The sequence below is a fragment of the Streptomyces sp. NPDC028635 genome (genome assembly GCF_040637635.1).
Lineage (GTDB): Bacteria > Actinomycetota > Actinomycetes > Streptomycetales > Streptomycetaceae > Streptomyces.
Window position 1 is genome coordinate 132,101 of the sequence record NZ_JBEZWX010000008.1, and the last position, 16,122, is coordinate 148,222.

General features: G+C 70.9%; 13 protein-coding genes. 9 read left to right on the forward strand and 4 right to left on the reverse strand.

Going from position 1 to position 16,122, the window contains the following annotated elements:
* Positions 1-154: 154 nt before the first annotated feature.
* The gene (locus AB0E88_RS11635; protein ID WP_361627742.1) at positions 155-337 is read right to left on the reverse strand and encodes a hypothetical protein; all 183 of its coding nucleotides are present in this window, start codon (positions 335-337) and stop codon (positions 155-157) included.
* Positions 338-950: 613 nt separating this feature from the next.
* Between AB0E88_RS11635 and AB0E88_RS11640 the strand changes: the two genes are divergently transcribed.
* The 8 genes from AB0E88_RS11640 (at position 951) to AB0E88_RS11675 (ending at position 11,650) form a co-directional block, all read left to right on the forward strand.
* Positions 951-4,808 (forward strand): nitrate- and nitrite sensing domain-containing protein, encoded by a 3,858-nt coding sequence (locus AB0E88_RS11640; RefSeq protein ID WP_361627745.1) that lies wholly within the window; start codon positions 951-953, stop codon positions 4,806-4,808.
* Positions 4,809-4,817: 9 nt separating this feature from the next.
* On the forward strand, positions 4,818-5,231 hold the full coding sequence (locus tag AB0E88_RS11645; RefSeq protein ID WP_023546525.1) for a roadblock/LC7 domain-containing protein: 414 nt from the start codon (positions 4,818-4,820) through the stop codon (positions 5,229-5,231).
* A gap of 111 nt (positions 5,232-5,342) precedes the next feature.
* Positions 5,343-5,738 (forward strand): DUF742 domain-containing protein, encoded by a 396-nt coding sequence (locus AB0E88_RS11650; protein WP_361627748.1) that lies wholly within the window; start codon positions 5,343-5,345, stop codon positions 5,736-5,738.
* The gene (locus AB0E88_RS11655; protein ID WP_361627751.1) at positions 5,719-6,309 is read left to right on the forward strand and encodes an ATP/GTP-binding protein; all 591 of its coding nucleotides are present in this window, start codon (positions 5,719-5,721) and stop codon (positions 6,307-6,309) included. Before AB0E88_RS11650 ends, AB0E88_RS11655 begins: the two co-directional genes overlap by 20 nt.
* Positions 6,310-6,738: 429 nt before the next feature.
* Positions 6,739-9,993, forward strand: coding sequence for a nitrate- and nitrite sensing domain-containing protein (locus AB0E88_RS11660; protein WP_361627754.1), 3,255 nt, complete (start codon positions 6,739-6,741; stop codon positions 9,991-9,993).
* A gap of 10 nt (positions 9,994-10,003) precedes the next feature.
* A complete protein-coding gene (locus tag AB0E88_RS11665; protein WP_004983065.1) occupies positions 10,004-10,417 on the forward strand; it encodes a roadblock/LC7 domain-containing protein in 414 nt (137 codons plus the stop codon).
* Between the two features lie 98 nt (positions 10,418-10,515).
* On the forward strand, positions 10,516-11,088 hold the full coding sequence (locus AB0E88_RS11670; RefSeq protein WP_103781643.1) for a DUF742 domain-containing protein: 573 nt from the start codon (positions 10,516-10,518) through the stop codon (positions 11,086-11,088).
* A complete protein-coding gene (locus AB0E88_RS11675) occupies positions 11,069-11,650 on the forward strand; it encodes an ATP/GTP-binding protein (RefSeq protein WP_026084856.1) in 582 nt (193 codons plus the stop codon). Before AB0E88_RS11670 ends, AB0E88_RS11675 begins: the two co-directional genes overlap by 20 nt.
* Positions 11,651-11,840: 190 nt before the next feature.
* Here the strand turns inward: AB0E88_RS11675 and AB0E88_RS11680 are convergent, their stop codons facing one another.
* Complete coding sequence (locus tag AB0E88_RS11680) at positions 11,841-12,035, reverse strand: acyl-CoA carboxylase subunit epsilon (protein ID WP_361627758.1); 195 nt, start codon at positions 12,033-12,035, stop codon at positions 11,841-11,843.
* Positions 12,036-12,092: 57 nt separating this feature from the next.
* Entirely contained in the window at positions 12,093-13,688 is a 1,596-nt protein-coding gene (locus AB0E88_RS11685; RefSeq protein WP_361627761.1) for an acyl-CoA carboxylase subunit beta, read from the reverse strand.
* Between the two features lie 345 nt (positions 13,689-14,033).
* On the opposite strand from AB0E88_RS11685, the gene AB0E88_RS11690 reads away from it, so the two are divergent.
* The gene (locus AB0E88_RS11690; protein WP_361627763.1) at positions 14,034-14,657 is read left to right on the forward strand and encodes a YceI family protein; all 624 of its coding nucleotides are present in this window, start codon (positions 14,034-14,036) and stop codon (positions 14,655-14,657) included.
* Between the two features lie 85 nt (positions 14,658-14,742).
* Here AB0E88_RS11690 and AB0E88_RS11695 read toward each other — a convergent pair whose 3' ends face one another.
* Positions 14,743-16,113, reverse strand: coding sequence for a hypothetical protein (locus AB0E88_RS11695; RefSeq protein ID WP_361627766.1), 1,371 nt, complete (start codon positions 16,111-16,113; stop codon positions 14,743-14,745).
* Positions 16,114-16,122: the final 9 nt, after the last annotated feature.

Genomic DNA, 16,122 nt, shown 5'->3' on the forward strand with positions numbered 1-16,122 from the left:
TGAGCTGGCTGAAGTCTGACGCTCCAGGCTAACGCGGTGAACACTCCGCGACCGCGCGCATCACCCCGTGCGGCCCCGCCCGCGCGGCCGTGGCACGACGAAGGGCGCCCGCTCGGTGCGGGCGCCCTTCACTGTCGTACTCGCCGCTGTGCGCTCAGTGGGAGACGGTCGCCGGGGCCTCCATGAGGACCGTGCGACGCGGGTTGGCGGTCTGCGCCGGCAGATCGATGGAGTGCTCCGGCTGCTCCTGGATCTGCAGCTCGTCGGCTGCCTCCAGGTGCGCCAGCGTCGTGCGCCGCGGGTTGGCAAGCGGGCGGAACATCATCGTCGTCTTCACGGTTAACAAGACCTGTTCGTCTCGGGGCGCTGGGAGGGGGCCAAAGCTACCTCACGTGCGCGCGGATTGTCAGAACGTCACCTCTTGTCAAGCACGAGGCCAAACCCGCGCATTCCCGTCGAAGACGTGAAGACCACATGATCCTCGTGTGAGTTTGCTCACGAATCATCGCTCAAAGCGGTCAATTCCGACCCGCGGACCACCCCAGCGAAACGGACATTGGGCACCTGAAGCGCTCATTCCGCTCCTGATCATGGCGACTGGGACACGGCCCCCGCTCCAGCGACTCGCTCGGATACGCCCGATTCATACCGGATCACTTTCCACACCTGGTAACCCGTCCCTCACGTGCTGTCACGGACGTCACACAACCCCCCACGAACCTTGTTGGAGATCCTGCACTGTGCTGGAATGCCACGGACCGCCGCAGGATCGAGCCGGCACACAGGGGGCGCCGGGCAGCGTCGCTCCCGACAGGTGGGCGGCGAGAGGGGGAATCCAGCGCCGGTCACTCACGACCACCCGGGAGACGTATTCAGGGCGCTCTCCCAAGACGCCGACACCGTTTCTCCGTATCTGCGGAGAGACGCCTGGTCCAGAGGTTGCGACGCTAGTGCAGGGACGTTTCAAGAGGGATGGCAGCGCTTCGGCGGAGCCGGAGCCGCACGGCGGGACTGGCCCCATGGCCGTCAGCTCCTCGCCCCAGCACGCCCAGAACCCGGGCCAGGCGGCCCCGTCCGGCGACGGCGGTGAGCGCTCCGGGCGCCCGGGCGTGACCGTGTCGGCGCCGAGCCCCGCCACCCCCAAGGTCAAGCCGCCGCAGGGCCCCTCGGGCCCCGGCACGCGAATAGCCCTGCGCAACTGGCGCATCTCCACTCGACTGGTGTCGCTGCTCGCGCTCCCCGTGGTCGCGGCGACCACGCTGGGTGCCCTGCGCATCAGCGAGTCGATGGACAACATCCAGCAGCTCGAGAACATGAAGCTGCTGACCGAGATGACCAAGCAGGCCACCGAGCTCGCCGCGGCGCTCCAGGAGGAGCGCGACGAGTCCGCCGGCCCGCTGGCGCACGGTTCCAAGGCCGAGGACCCCACCGTCAAGGGGCTGCGCGACAAGACGGACCGCGCCAAGGACAACTTCATCGACGCCTCGGAGCAGGTCGAGGACGGCAACCTGCAGGGTGTCCGCGAGAGCGTCGTCGCCATCGCCCGGGACCTCAACACCCTGGGCAGGATCCGCCAGGAGGCCTACACGGCCGACGGCAACTCCTCCCAGACGGTCGAGGCGTACCACCGGCTGATCACCCACCTGCTGGACCTGTCCCAGGACATGGCCGAGGCCACCAGCAACCCGGAGATGATCCAGCGCACCCGCGCGCTGGCCGCGTTCTCCTCCGCCAAGGAGTACGCCTCCATGCAGCGCGCGGTCATCGCGGCCGCACTGCCCGCCAGCAACACCACCTACGGCGACCTCTCGGAGAACGACCGCAACTACGCCGAGTCGGCGACCGAGGGCCAGAAGTCGGAGCTGAGCACCTTCCGCAGCATCTACGGCGACAAGAACGCCGAGGAGCTGCTCAAGCCCATCCAAGAGGGCAACCCGATCATCGAGGACGCCGACACCTACGCGAGCCGCGCGGTCCAGGACATCGGTGGTCTGAAGAAGCTGGACAAGCGGTCGTACAAGGACTGGCTGGACGACAGCGGCACCAAGCTCCAGCAGATGTCGAACATCGAGCTGACGCTGCTCAGCGAGATGGAGCAGAAGGCCCGCGAGCTGCGCAGCGACTCCGAGCGCGAGGCGATCATCTCCGGTGCGCTGATCCTGCTCGTCCTCGGTGTGTCCCTGGTCGGCGCGTTCGTCGTGGCCCGGTCCATGATCCGCTCGCTGCGCCGCCTCCAGGAGACCGCCACCCGGGTCGCCCAGGACCGTCTGCCCGAGCTGGTCAAGCAGCTGTCGGAGTCGGACCCGCAGGACGTCGACACCTCCGTGGAATCGGTCGGTGTGCACTCCCGGGACGAGATCGGCCAGGTGGCCGCGGCCTTCGACGACGTGCACCGCGAGGCGGTCCGCCTCGCCGCCGAGCAGGCCCTGCTGCGGGGCAACGTCAACGCGATGTTCACCAACCTCTCGCGCCGCTCCCAGGGTCTGATCCAGCGCCAGCTGTCGCTGATCTCCGAGCTGGAGTCCCGCGAGGCCGACCCGGACCAGCTGTCCTCGCTGTTCAAGCTGGACCACCTCGCCACCCGTATGCGCCGTAACGGTGAGAACCTCCTCGTCCTCGCCGGTGAGGAGCCGGGGCGTCGCTGGACCCGTCCGGTCCCGCTGGTCGACGTGCTGCGCGCCGCCGCCTCCGAGGTGGAGCAGTACGAGCGCATCGAGCTGGCCTCCGTGCCGACGACCGAGGTCGCCGGCCGGGTCGTCAACGACCTCGTGCACCTGCTCGCCGAGCTGCTGGAGAACGCCACCTCGTTCTCCTCGCCGCAGACCAAGGTCAAGGTCACCGGTCACGCGCTGCCCGACGGCCGCGTCCTGATCGAGATCCACGACACCGGCATCGGCCTCTCCCCCGAGGACCTCGCCGCGATCAACGAGCGGCTCGCCTCGCCGCCCACCGTGGACGTCTCCGTCTCCCGCCGCATGGGTCTGTTCGTGGTCGGCCGCCTCTCGCAGCGCCACGGCATCCGCATCCAGCTGCGCCCGTCGGACTCCGGCGGTACGACCGCGCTGGTCATGCTGCCGGTCGACGTCGCGCAGGGTGGCAAGAAGCCGCAGCCCGCGAAGCCCGGTCAGGGCTCCACCGGCGGTCCCGCCGCCGCGCAGGCAGCCGCCGGTGCGGCCGCCGCGCGCCGCCAGGCCGCCGGACACAACGGTGGCGGCCAGGGCGGCGGAGCCTTCGGCGCCCCGCCGTCCGCGGGCGGCCCGGGTGCCCCGGGTGCCGGCAACGGCGGTCTGCTGGGCGCCGGCCAGGGGCCGCGTGCCGCGCTGCCCGGCCGGGACGGCTCCCGTCCGGGTGCGCCGTCCGCTCCCCGCGGTCCGCAGCCGCAGGCCGGTCCGCAGCAGGGCCGGCCCGCACCGGCCGGTACGGGTGCGCCCTTCGGTCAGCCGGCCGCGCCGCAGGGTCTGCAGCCCACCGGTCCGGGTACGCCCGGCCAGGACCCCTTCGGGGCGTCGCGCGGCCCGGTGCCGCCGCAGCGCCCCGCCGACGACGCGGGCGCGGAGAAGGGCGGCCGGCGTCGCCGTCCGCAGCTGCCGGCGCGCGGCGGTGCCCGGGCCGAGCTGCCCGGCAGTGCCCCGCAGCAGCCGCGTACGCCGAGCTGGAGCGACCAGAGCGGCGAGCCGCCGGTGTCGCGTGCCTCGCTGGACACCCCGCGCGGTCACGAGGAGCCGGAGGTCTCGCAGACCTCGCGGATGCCGCGGATCGACGACCGTCAGGGCCCCGGCGCGACCGCCGAGATCCCGGTGGTGGGCCATGGGGACGACGCGCAGGGCCCGGGCAGCACCTCCGAGTTCGCCCGTCCGGACTTCGGCGCGCCGCAGACGGGCGGCGGCCAGGACAGCGACCAGTTCGTCCGCTCCGACATCTTCGGCGCCCCGGGTGCCCCCGGCGCCTCCGGCGGCCGTGACTCCGGGGCCGCCGCGGGCCGGTTCGCGACCCCGCAGGCGTACGACGACGGCTCCACCGGCCAGTTCCAGTTCCCGGCGCCCCAGCGCGACGGCTCCACCGGCCAGTTCCCGGCGCCCCAGCGCGACGGCTCCACCGGCCAGTTCCCGGCCCCGCAGCACGACGGCTCCACCACGGGCCGGCACGCTCTGCCCGCGCGCCCGGAGCCCGCGGCCGGCGACCCGTTCGGGCAGCCGCAGCAGGGGGGTTACGGCTACCCGCAGCCGCAGGCCCCGCAGCAGCGCCCGGCGCACGGCGACCCGCAGGCCCCGCAGCAGCAGCGGCCCGCGTACTCCGAGCCGCAGGCTCCGCAGCAGCGTCCGGTCCGCCGTGAGCCGGAGGCGCTGCCGCCGGCCAGCGGTCCGGGTGACGGCCGTACCCCGCTGTACGACACGCTGGAGACCAACTGGTTCCGCGGCGGCCGCGAGGACGAGCAGCAGCCGAGTGCCGCTCCGGCCCCGCAGCAGCAGCCGCAGGCGCCGGCTCCCGCGGCCCCCCAGCAGCGTCCGGCCCAGAGCGGCTGGCGCAGCTCGCCGAACGACGATCTCGTCCGGCAGGCGGAGCGGGTGCGTCAGCCCGCCTCGGGTGGTGTCACCACCTCCGGTCTGCCGCGCCGCGTGCCCCGGGCGAACCTCGTGCCGGGCACGGCTCAGCAACAGCAGAACCAGGCCGGTCCGCAGGTCTCGCGTGCGCCGCAGGACGTGCGCGGACGGCTGACCAATCTCCGTCGGGGCATCGCTCAGGGCCGTCAGGCCGGCAGCGGCCAGACCGGCAGCTTCCCGAGCCCCACTCACCAGCAGGAGCGTTAGTTGAGCCAGATGAGCCAGGCGGCACAGAACCTCAACTGGTTGATCACCAACTTCGTGGACAACACCCCAGGGGTGTCCCACACCGTCGTCGTGTCCGCCGACGGTCTGCTGCTGGCGATGTCCGAGGGCTTCCCGCGCGACCGTGCCGACCAGCTGGCGGCCGTCGCGTCCGGGCTCACCTCGCTGACGGCCGGTGCCTCGCGGATCTTCGAGGGCGGCACCGTGGCACAGACGGTCGTCGAGATGGAACGCGGCTTTCTGTTCCTGATGTCCGTCTCGGACGGCTCGTCGCTGGCCGTGCTCGCGCACCCGGAGTGCGACATCGGCCTCGTCGGCTACGAGATGGCGCTCCTGGTCGACCGCGCGGGCGCGGTGCTCACGCCCGACCTTCGCGCCGAGCTCCAGGGAAGTCTGCTCCACTGACCGGCCCGTGATCCATACGCGTCACCGAAAAACCGTCCGGCCGCCACAATCCCCCCACCGGCCCCGTCCGACGGCCAGCCCGACCGACTTGCTGTCTCGCCCGGAGGATTCATGACCCCGCCCACCGCCCATCATGATCCGTACGCAGGGTCGTACGAGGAAGAGGGCGACCAGCCGCTGGTCAGGCCGTACGCCATGACCGGCGGCCGGACCCGGCCGCGCTACCAGCTCGCCATCGAGGCGCTGATCAGCACCACGGCCGACCCGGCTGCGCTCATGGGGTTGCTCCCGGAGCACCAGCGCATCTGCCATCTGTGCCGTGAGGTGAAGTCGGTCGCGGAGGTCTCCGCGCTGCTCAACATGCCGCTGGGCGTGGCCCGCATTCTCGTCGCGGACCTCGCCGAGGCCGGTCTCGTCGCGATCCACCAGCCGGGCGGCGACGAGGCCACCGGTGCTCCGGACGTGACGCTGCTCGAAAGGGTGCTCAGTGGACTTCGCAAGCTCTAGCGGTCAGGCGACGACCGCGTCTCGCTCGACCACCTCGGCGAAGATCGTGGTGGCGGGCGGCTTCGGCGTGGGCAAGACCACGTTCGTCGGCGCCGTCTCGGAGATCAACCCGCTGCGCACGGAGGCCGTGATGACGTCCGCGTCCGCGGGCATCGACGACCTCACCCACACCGGGGACAAGACCACCACCACGGTGGCCATGGACTTCGGCCGCATCACCCTGGACCAGGACCTGATCCTCTACCTGTTCGGCACCCCCGGACAGGACCGCTTCTGGTTCATGTGGGACGACCTGGTGCGCGGCGCGATCGGCGCGGTGGTCCTCGTCGACACCCGGCGCCTGGCCGACTGCTTCCCCGCCGTCGACTACTTCGAGAACAGCGGCCTGCCGTTCGTCGTCGCCCTCAACGGTTTCGACGGACAGCAGCCGTACCAGCCGGAAGAGGTGCGCGAGGCTCTGCAGATCGGTCCCGACACCCCGATCATCACGACGGACGCCCGGCACCGCGCCGACGCCAAGTCGGCCCTGATCACGCTGGTGGAACACGCGCTGATGGCACGTCTGCGTTAGCGCGCACACCGGTACGTACACCGGTACGACACAGGACCGACACTCAAGTCGGAAGGGCGATACGGCAGTTGTCGTAGGGCCCGGCGGAGCCGGCTGTGGCCTTTGACACGGCCGGCTCCGGTGTTCATAACAGTTCGGCAGAGGAATCGTGGAGAACCGCCACGCGTCGCGGTCGGCCGGTGTCGCTGTGCGCACGAACGCCCCGTCTTTTGACGGGGCTCGCTCTTTATGACCGTTTTATGTGGGGCTTACATCACCTCGAGCCCGCGCATTCCGCTGTTTGGAAGAGCGCAGGTCGTCGTGCTGGAATGCCTGAACTGCCCAATAGTCAAAGACGTACTGGTAGGCGTACCGGGAGTCCTTGGCCGACCGGGCACGGACACACTGCGGCACGACGAAGGTGCCGACCGCCGAGAGGTTGTTGGTCGAGTGAGGCGAAGCAAGAACAGTCCCGAGCCGGCGGCGCGGGGCAACTTCACCCCGCCGCCGCGCACAGCGGCGCCCGCCCCTGTGCCCGGTTCGGAACCGTCGGCGGCGCCGGCCCCGAGCGGTGGCCGCTTCTCCCCCCGCAACTGGCGGGTGCCGACCCGGCTGAACGCGATCCTGCTCATACCCGTGCTGGTCGGCCTCGTCATGGGCGGCTTCCAGGTCAAGAGCTCGATCGACACCTGGCAGAACGCGGAGGACGCGGAGAACGTCGCGCTCCTGGTGCGCGCCGCCGAGGACTACGGCCAGGCCCTGCTCGACGAGCGCGACCTCACCGCGCCCGACCTGCTCCAGGGCAAGGGCGAGACGGCCGAGGTCAAGCAGCTGCGCGCCGCCACCGACTCCGCCAAGGGCAAGTTCGACGAGGCGGCGAAGAACCTGCCGCACACGGCCGCACTCGACCGCCGCATGCAGCTGTTCCGCTCCAACGAGAACAAGCTGTCCGCGCTGCGCCAGGCCGCCTTCACCAAGCCGATGGACCCGGTGAAGACGGAAGAGGGCTACGTCCTCGTCCAGCACTCCCTGATGGAGTTCGCCAACGAGCTGAGCCTCGGTACCGGCAACGTCACCTCCTACGGCCGTACCGTCTACGCCGTCTCCCTCGCCAAGGCCGCGACCTCGCTGCAGCGCGCCATCGGCGTGCACCTGCTGATCCGGCCCGCGGAGAAGCAGAGCGTGGCCGCGCAGCAGCGCGTCTCGCTGGCCACGTACCGCTACCTCGAGGGCATCGCCGTCAACGAGTTCGTCTCGGGCGCCACCCAGGCCGACGTCAACCGGCTCGACCAGGTCATGGCGCAGCAGCGCCAGAAGGTCGGCGACCGGGGCGCCGCCGTCAACGCCGGCGACAACAGCTCCACCCAGGGCGGCGCCTACACCGCCATGCCGGTCGCCGACAAGATGCTCCAGGGCATCGCCTCCGGCGCCTTCAGCTCGAACGAGCTGGCGGCCAAGGGGGTGACGCCGCAGACCTGGATGGGCGCCTCCACCGCGAAGTTCGACGGCTACCGCCAGGTCGAGACCGAACTGGTCGACAAGGCCGTGGCCGACGCGCAGACCATCGCCGACAACGCCAAGCAGGACGCCATCGTCACCGGCGCCATCGTGGTGATCGCCCTGCTGCTCGCCTTCATCCTGGCCGGTGCCGTGGCCCGCCAGATGAGCCGCGCGATGCGGCAGCTGCGCAACGCCGCGTTCGGCATCGCCGAGCAGCGCCTGCCGATGCTGGTCGACCAGCTCTCGCGCACCGACCCCGGCCGGGTCGACACCCGCGTCGCCCCGATCCCGATCACCACCACCGACGAGATCGGCGAGGTCGCCCGCGCCTTCGACCAGGTCCACCGCGAGGCGGTCCGGCTCGCCTCCGAGCAGGCCCTGCTGCGGGGCAACATCAACGCGATCTTCACCAACCTCTCGCGCCGCAACCAGTCGCTGATCGAGGGCCAGCTGACCCTGATCACGGACCTGGAGAACAACGAGGCCGACCCGGACCAGCTGGAGAACCTCTTCAAGCTGGACCACCTGGCCACCCGTATGCGCCGCAACGGCGAGAACCTGCTGGTCCTCGCCGGCGAGGAGCCGGGCCGCCGCTGGGACCAGCCGGTGCCGCTCGTCGACGTGCTGCGCGCCGCCTCCTCCGAGGTGGAGCAGTACGAGCGCATCGAGCTGCAGGGCGTCCCGGAGGCCGAGATCCACGGCCGGGCCGTGACCGACCTCGTGCACCTGCTCGCCGAGCTGCTGGAGAACGCCACCACGTTCTCCTCCCCGCAGACCAAGGTCCGGGTCACCGCGACCCGTCTCCCGGACGGCCGCGTGATGATCGAGATCCACGACAAGGGCATCGGTCTGACGGCCGAGGACTTCGCCGACATCAACCACAAGCTGGCCAACCCGCCGACCGTGGACGCCGCGATCTCGCAGCGCATGGGCCTGTTCGTGGTCGGCCGGCTGTCCGACCGGCACGGCATCCGGGTCCAGCTGCGCCCCTCGGGCGAGCAGGCCGGCACCACCTCGCTGGTCATGCTGCCGGACGCGATCACGCACGGCGGTGGCGGCGAACAGCATCTCCAGCGCGACGAGTTCACCGTCTCGCAGATCATCCCGGAGCAGAACTTCCAGGGTGAGAACTTCAGCCAGCCGATGCGCACGGCCGCCGAACTGGGCTTCGACGACAGCCGTTACACCGAGGTCCCCGACGACCTGCGCGACCTGGATCCGGTCGGCCGCTCCCTGATGCGCGAGGAGCGCCGCGCGGCCCTGGAGTCCCAGGGCCACGGCCAGCAGCAGGAGCAGAGCCCGGAGCAGCAGGGCGGGTACGCCGACGACTTCGGCCCCGGCACTCAGCAGCAGCCGGCCTACGACGCCCACCAGGGCGGCTTCCCCGACCAGGGCACCGGGTACGACCAGCACACGGCGTACGAGGAGCACCGGGGCGGCTACGACGGACAGCAGGCGCCGTCGTACGAGGAGTCCTACTACGGGCAGAACGGCCACGTACCGCAGGGCGACGGTTTCGGCACCGCCGGCGGCTACTCCGAGCGCTCGTATGCGGAGCCCGCGCAGGAGGACTCCGCGCCGGCGCACGCCACCGCTCCGGAGAACCCTTCGGGCTTCGACCAGACGTCCTACCAGGACGACTGGCCCCAGCACGGCGGCTACCAGAACGGCTACGGGTCCCAGTACGCTGCGGACGCACCGGAAGCGGAACCGCAGCGGAGCGCTGACGCAAGTCAGCAGGACCGCGTAGGCTTCGACCGTCCGGGACCGGCCACTTCCGCCGTCCACGAGCTGACCGACGCCGGGCTGCCGCGCCGCGGATCCCACGCGAGCGGTTCGAACGGCTCCGCCCAGCGCGTGAACCAGGAAGCGCCGGCGCCCACTCCGGAGAACAACGGCGACAATGGCAGCTGGCGGTCGGCGAACGACGACCGCTGGCAGCAGGCCGCGCAGCTCCGCAAGCCCAAGGCGGGCGGGGTCACGGCCTCCGGTCTGCCGCGGCGGATTCCCAAGGCCAACCTGGTCGACGGCGCCGCCGAAACCACCCCTCAGGGGGGCCCTCAGGTCTCCCGCGCCCCGGAGGACGTCCGGGGCAGGCTGAGCAACCTGCGCCGTGGCGTCCAGCGTGGACGCAGCGCGAGCGCAGGCAGTGAAACGAACGGCCAGGGCTTCGGTCCTGACAGCACCTACAACCAGGAGCGTTAGTGTGAGCCCGATGAGCCAGGCGGCACAGAACCTGAACTGGTTGATCACCAACTTCGTGGACAACACCCCGGGGGTGTCCCACACGGTGGTGGTCTCCGCCGACGGACTCCTTCTGGCGATGTCCGAAGGCTTCCCCCGCGACCGCGCCGATCAGCTCGCGGCCGTCGCCTCCGGTCTGACCTCGCTGACCGCCGGTGCGTCCCGGATCTTCGAGGGCGGCAGCGTGAACCAGACGGTTGTGGAGATGGAGCGGGGATTCCTGTTCATCATGTCCATTTCCGATGGTTCCTCGCTTGCGGTGCTGGCGCACCCGGAGGCGGACATCGGTCTCATCGGGTACGAAATGGCCCTTCTGGTGGACCGGGCCGGTACTGTCCTGACCCCGGACCTGCGGGCCGAGCTCCAGGGCAGCCTGCTCAACTGACGGGGGGACGGTGCGTTTTGGCGTCCCGGGGCCGTAAGGTTTCGGGACGCGGGCTTCCACGTGGTGGGATGCCAGACACGCTCGGAGGAGGAGAGAAAGTGGCAACACCCCCAGGCGGTTCGTCTTCGGGCAACTGGTCGTACGGGCCTGGCCAGGGCCACGGCGACGGTTCCGCGAACCCGTACGCCTACCCCTCCGCCCCGAGCCACCGGCAGCCGTACATGCCCCAGGGCCCCGGCCCGTCGCCGTACGACCAGCCGCCGGCCCCGCGTATCCAGCCCGTGCAGCCGCAGCGTCGCACCCCCGAGCCGGCGCCCGCCGGGGCGTCGAACAACCCGCTGGTGCGTCCGTACGCCATGACCGGCGGCCGGACGCGTCCGCGCTACCAGCTCGCCATCGAGGCGCTGGTGCACACCACCGCTGCTCCGCACCAGATGCAGGGCCAGCTGCCCGAGCATCAGCGGATCTGCAACCTGTGCCGCGAGATCAAGTCGGTGGCCGAGATCTCGGCCCTGCTGACGATCCCGCTCGGCGTGGCCAGGATCCTCGTCGCCGACTTGGCGGAGGCGGGACTGGTCGCCATCCATCAGCCCGGCGGCGACGAGAACGCCGGCGGCCAGCCAGACGTGACACTGCTCGAAAGGGTGCTCAGTGGACTTCGCAAGCTCTAGCGGCGGTCCTTCCCGCTCCACCACCTCCGCGAAGATCGTGGTGGCGGGCGGCTTCGGCGTGGGCAAGACCACGTTCGTCGGCGCCGTCTCGGAGATCAACCCGCTGCGCACGGAGGCCGTGATGACGTCCGCGTCCGCGGGCATCGACGACCTCACCCACACCGGGGACAAGACCACCACCACGGTGGCCATGGACTTCGGCCGCATCACCCTGGACCAGGACCTGATCCTCTACCTGTTCGGCACCCCCGGACAGGACCGCTTCTGGTTCATGTGGGACGACCTGGTGCGCGGCGCCATCGGCGCGGTGGTCCTCGTCGACACCCGGCGCCTGGCCGACTGCTTCCCCGCCGTCGACTACTTCGAGAACAGCGGCCTGCCGTTCGTGATCGCCCTCAACGGCTTCGACGGACAGCAGCCCTACCAGCCCGACGAGGTGCGCGAGGCCCTGCAGATCGGCCCCGACACCCCGATCATCACGACCGACGCCCGGCACCGCGCCGACGCCAAGTCGACGCTCATCACGCTCGTCGAGCACGCGCTGATGGCGCGTCTGCGGTAGGTGCTCCGGCCCCCGGGCTGCCCCTTGCGGTGACACACGCCGTCCCGGGGCAGCTCGTGGCCAGGCCCCGCCCTACCGCGGAGCCACAGGCCGGACACGGCCGCGCGCCCCTCAGGGACGTGAAGAAGACTCGAAGAAGACACGAAGAAGGGCCCCTCTCCTCGGAGAGGGGCCCTTCTTCGTGCTCGCGTCAGCGCCAGCTGTGCGGGGCGCGGAAGCCGTTCTCGCGCTCCAGGCGACGCCAGCCGGCGCGCGGGCGGCCGTGGTGGACGGGGACGGTCTCGGCGGGGCGGGCGGCCGCGCGGGCCAGGAGGACGGCCGTGATGGCGGCGACCTCCTCGGGCTCGGCGTGGCCCTTCTCGACGCGGATGTCGGCAGTGCTCATGGGTCTCAGTCTCCGTGAGTCAGAGGTCCGCGGGGTTGCCGCGGCGGGTCCGCTGGGTTACTGCGGCGGGTTGCCGTGCTTGCGGGAGGGCAGGTCGGCGTGTTTCGTCTGGAGCATCGCGAGGGAGCGGGCGAGGACCTCACGGGTCTCGGCGGGGTCGATGACGTCGTCGACCAGGCCACGCTCGGCCGCGTAGTACGGGTGCATCAGCTCGGCCTTGTACTCCTTGACCATCTTCTGCCGCATGGCCTCGGGGTCCTCCGCGTCGGCGATCTGCCGGCGGAAGATGACGTTGGCGGCGCCCTCGGCGCCCATCACCGCGATCTCGTTGGTCGGCCACGCATACGTGAGGTCCGCGCCGATGGACTGCGAGTCCATCACGATGTAGGCGCCGCCGTAGGCCTTGCGCAGGATCAGCGAGATCCGCGGCACGGTCGCGTTGCAGTACGCATACAGCAGCTTCGCCCCGTGCCGGATGATCCCGCCGTGCTCCTGGTCCACACCCGGCAGGAAGCCCGGCACGTCCAGGAAGGTGATGATCGGAATGTTGAACGCGTCGCACATCTGCACGAACCGCGCCGCCTTCTCCGACGCCTCGATGTCCAGGACACCGGCCAGCACCTGCGGCTGGTTCGCGACGATGCCGACGACCTGACCGTCCAGCCGCGCCAGCGCGCAGATGATGTTGCGCGCCCAGCGCTCATGCACCTCGAGGTACTCGCCGTCGTCGACGATCTCCTCGATCACCTTCGTCATGTCGTAGGGCCGGTTGCCGTCCGCCGGGACCAGGTCCAGCAGCACCTCACCGCGCCGCTCCACCGCATCACCCGACTCCGCCCGCGGAGGGTTCTCCCGGTTGTTCTGCGGCAGCAGCGACAACAGGTAACGCACCTCCGCGATGCACGTCTCCTCGTCGTCGTAGGCGAAGTGACACACACCCGAGGTCTCCGCGTGCACATCCGCACCGCCGAGCCCGTTCTGCGTGATCTCCTCACCCGTGACCGCCTTGACCACGTCCGGACCGGTGATGAACATCTGCGAGGTCTCACGCACCATGAACACGAAGTCCGTCAGCGCCGGACTGTAGGCCGCACCGCCCGCACACGGACCCAGCATCACCGAGATCTGCGGGATGACACCCGACGCCTTCGTGTTCCGCTGGAAGATCCCCCCATAGCCGGCGAGCGCGGACACACCCTCCTGGATACGGGCACCCGCCCCGTCGTTCAGCGACACCAGCGGCGCACCCGCCGCGATCGCCATGTCCATGATCTTGTGGATCTTCGTCGCATGGGCCTCGCCCAGCGCACCACCGAAAATCCGGAAATCATGCGCGTACACGAAGACCGTACGGCCCTCCACCGTCCCCCAGCCGGTGATCACACCGTCCGTGTACGGCTTCTTCGCCTCCAGCCCGAACCCCGACGCCCGGTGCCGGCGCAACTGCTCGACCTCCCGGAAGGACCCCGGATCCAGGAGCAGCTCGATCCGCTCCCGAGCGGTCAGCTTGCCCTTGGCGTGCTGCGCCGCGGTCGCCTTCTCACTCGGACCGGCCAACGCCCGGGCACGGATCTCGTGCAACTCGGCGACCCGCCCGCGCGCGTCCGTCGGCTCGCCGGTCGGCTCACCCGTCGTCTCTTCCAAAACGGTCATGTAGCGACCTTACGAAGACCGCCAAGGAAAGCGAGCCGTCGACTCCGTACAGTCTCCGGCGCGTTTTCCTGGTGCCCCTGAACAGAACCCGGCGGGCATGCAGGCGTTCCGACTGCTCAGAGGGCGTCGGGGTTGTGGGGGTCGTACAAATCCGGTGGGCGAGAGCCGCCTCACATCGGGGCGCTCGGATGCCATCACTGGAGTGAATCCGGACCCGGACGACGACCCCGGAAAGACTACCTCCGCCAAGACTGTTGAACTTTGAACGGAATAGGTCTACCGTCGGTGTCGTTGGCATCGTTGAACATTCAACATCAGGCCTCAACCGTCCCCAAGGAGCACGTCATGGGCATCTTCGGCCGCAAGAACACCCCCGAGACCACCGCCGCCCCCGCCGCCGCCACGGCCACCGCGCCCGTCAGCCCGGACCTCGCGGCCCTGACCGGCGACTACACGATCGACCCCAGCCACACCACGATCGGCTTCGTCGCACGCCACGCGATGGTCACCAACGTCAAGGGCTCCTTCCTCGACTTCTCCGGCTCGCTGCACCTGGACGGCGCCGACCCGTCGCGCTCGACGGCCTCCCTCGACATCAAGATGGACAGCATCGACACGGGCAACGCCGACCGGGACGGTCACCTGAAGTCCGCGGACTTCTTCAAGACCGACGAGTTCCCGACGATGACGTTCCGCTCCACCAAGGCGGAGGCCCTGGGCGGCGACGACTACCGCATCACCGGCGACCTGTCGATCCTCGGTGTCACCAAGCCGCTCACCATCGACCTGGAGTTCCACGGCGCCGCGAAGGACCCGTTCGGCAACGAGCGCGTCGGCTTCGAGGGCAAGGCGGAGATCCTGCGCTCGGAGTGGGGCCTGACCTGGAACGCGGCGCTGGAGACCGGTGGCGTCCTGGTCTCCGACAAGATCAAGCTCGTCTTCGACGTCTCCGCGATCCGCAACGCCTGACCCGAACACCGGCACAGCACGGGCCACCCGACCTCCGCCGCCCGGCGGAACCGGGGGCCCGTGCCGCGTTGTGGGGGCCGACGGCTCAGAAGTTGCCGCCGAAGTCCCCGCCTCCGCCGAAGTCGCCGCCCCCGCCGAAGTCCCCGCCCCCGCCGCCGAAGTCACCGAAGTCGCCCGGGTCGAAGTCGGCGCCCGAGACGTCACCGCCGTCGTAACCGCCGGCGCCGAAGTCGCCGTAGCCGGTGCCGTAGTCGGCGGCGTACGACGGGGTGGCCATCATGCTGCCGAGCAGGGTGCCGACGAGGAGGCCGGGCAGCAGGCCGCCGCCGAAGTAGCCGCCCGCCCAGGGGCCGTAGGCCGGGCCCGCGTCCCAGTAGGGGCGGCGGCCGTAGTCGGTGTCGACCTCGCGGACCATCGGGTCGCGGCCGTCCGCCAGCCGGGCCTGGTCGGCGGCGCACACCGGCACCTCACGCGCCGCGCCGCCGGGCGGGGTCCAGACGGCGTCGGCGACCGAGGGCCCGTGGCGCGGGTCGAAGAAGCACGGCGGCCGGCGCTGGGGCAGCGGCCGTCCCTCGCGGCGGGCGGCGAGCTGCGCCAGAGCGAACCGGCCGTCCTCCAGCGCCTGGGTGACAGCCCGTACGTCCTCGGGCCGCCGAGCCGCCGCCATCAGCGACTTCGCCTGTTCGTAGGTGTCCAGGGCCCGCTCGTAGTCCGCGCGCATCGCGTCGTCGGCGCCCGGTTCGGCCGGGTGGAACTCGAGCCGGTCCAGTTCCTCGCCGAAGGCGGTGATGTCCTCGTCGACGACCACGCGCAGCCGCTCCAGGGCGGCCCGCTGCTCCTCCTCGCGGCGACGGCGGCCGCGCCGCACCAGGGCGTAGGCGCCCGCGCCGCCGGCGACGACCACGGCGGCCGTGGCGACGAGCGCGGTGGTCGACACCCCGCCGCCGTTCCCGGAGGAGCCCCAGCCGGAGGGCGCCGAGCCGCCCATGTTGGCCACGGCCCGGTCGCTGAAGTCGGTGAGCTGCGTACGGGCGTCGCGGTCGCCCCGCACGCTGGTCACGAGGTTCTGCACGGCCGACCGCGGCAGGACCGAGGAGTCGGCCCGGGCGTCGAAGCGGTCGCCGAGCCGGACGGCGTACAGGCCGGTGATGCCGGTGGCCGTCCGCAGGTCGGTGAACAGGCTCTTGGTCGGGTGGTCGGCGGGGAGCACGACCAGGAAGAGCGGCTTGTCGGCGCCCTTGATCCGTTTCGCCAGGGTGGCGGCGTCCGCGGCCGACAACTGCGCCGAGGCGGCCGGGTCGACATAGACGGGGTTCTCGCGCAGCGCCCGCCCGATCGTGGACAGATCGGAGTCGGCGACGGCGTGCGGGGCCGGTGCCCACAGCACCGCGCACGCGGCGAGCAGGGCGGCCGCCAGCAGCGCCGGGAGGCTTCGGGTCCGTTCGACGGCCTTCATGTATCGAAC